Genomic DNA, 1447 nt, shown 5'->3' with positions numbered 1-1447 from the left:
CGCACCCGCCATCGAAGGCATCGCCTACTTCACCGTCGCCGAACTCCTCACCAACATCAGCAAACACAGCCACGCAACATCAGCATCAGTCGACGTATGGCGATCCGACGACCACCTGATGCTCCAGGTCACCGACGACGGCCGGGGTGGCGCCGATCCCTCCCGCGGCAGTGGCCTGGCGGGGCTGACCGAGCGGCTGGACGCGGTGGACGGCGTGCTGGTCGCCCAGAGCCCGGTCGGCGGACCCACCACCATCACCGCCGAGCTCCCCTGGCGGACCTGACCGGTCACCCGTCCGGCCCACGGAGCCACCCGGGTCCCCCCACGTGAGTCGCCGCGCCACCGGCATTCGGATGCTGGAATGCTGGACCCACGAACCGAACGTTGGGGGTGGCCGTGGAGGGCAGTGTGCGAGTGGTGATCGCCGAGGACTCGGTGCTGCTGCGAGAGGGGTTGACCCGGCTGCTCACCGACCGTGGCCATGACGTCGTCGCCAGCGTGGGCGACGCCGAGGCGCTGGTGAAGGCGGTCGGCGAGATGGCCGTGGGGGGCCAGCTCCCCGACGTGGTGGTGGCCGACGTGCGCATGCCCCCCACCCACACCGACGAGGGGGTGCGAGCGGCCGTCGCGCTGCGCGGCTCATACCCCGGACTGGGCGTCCTCGTCCTTTCGCAGTACGTCGAGGAGCGGTACGCGACGGAACTCCTGGCGGGAAGCAGCCGGGGCGTGGGGTACCTGCTGAAGGACCGGGTAGCGGAAGTACGTGAGTTCGTGGACGCCGTGGTGCGGGTGGCGGAAGGGGGCACCGCCCTCGACCCGGAGGTCGTGGCCCAGCTCCTCGGCCGCAGCCGGAAACAGGACGTCCTGGCGGGCCTCACCCCTCGCGAACGCGAGGTCCTGAGCCTGATGGCGGAGGGCAGGACCAATTCGGCCATCGCCAAGCAGCTCGTGGTCTCCGACGGCGCCGTGGAGAAGCACGTCAGCAACATCTTCCTCAAGCTCGGTCTCGCCCCCAGCACCGGCGACCACCGGCGGGTACTGGCCGTGCTCACTTACCTGAACTCCTGACGGCCTCGACCTTCGGCTGATAGAAGCACCTGCGGAACGGCACGGGCGGCCAGAGCCCGTGGAACGAGTGGAGCGACGGTTGGCGCTGCCCGGGATTCGGGCACAAGGAAGGTCACCCTTCCTGCCGACGTAGCATGGGCTACGGGAGCACAGGTGTCCGGCGCAGGGCCGCGGTCTTCGCCGCCTCGAGGGAGGTCCATCTCAGTGACCAGCCAGGTCAGCCCAGCAGAAGAGGGAGCTGCGTCCGATTCTCATCGGGACGCGGGGCCAAGTAAAGAGGTGAAGCGCCTGGATCGGGTGGTTATTCGGTTTGCGGGCGATTCCGGTGATGGGATGCAGCTCACTGGTGACCGTTTCACCTCGGAGACTGCGGTGTTCG

The 1447-nt window shown here is 68.8% G+C and carries 2 protein-coding genes; both read left to right on the top strand.

Translation table 11 applies throughout. The features are described 5' to 3' along the window. A partial coding sequence (locus A3IG_RS28500; protein WP_040910769.1) for a sensor histidine kinase occupies window positions 1–283 on the top strand: 283 nt, incomplete at its 5' end. 125 nt (window positions 284–408) lie between these two features. After that, window positions 409–1068 carry a response regulator transcription factor gene (locus A3IG_RS0103455; protein ID WP_026219856.1) on the top strand — a complete coding sequence of 220 codons (660 nt, stop codon included), beginning with the start codon at window positions 409–411 and terminating at the stop codon, window positions 1066–1068. Window positions 1069–1447 lie beyond the last annotated feature (379 nt).

Source organism: Wenjunlia vitaminophila DSM 41686, from assembly GCF_000380165.1.
Lineage (GTDB): Bacteria > Actinomycetota > Actinomycetes > Streptomycetales > Streptomycetaceae > Wenjunlia > Wenjunlia vitaminophila.
This window is presented reverse-complemented; position numbering and strand designations above follow the sequence as displayed.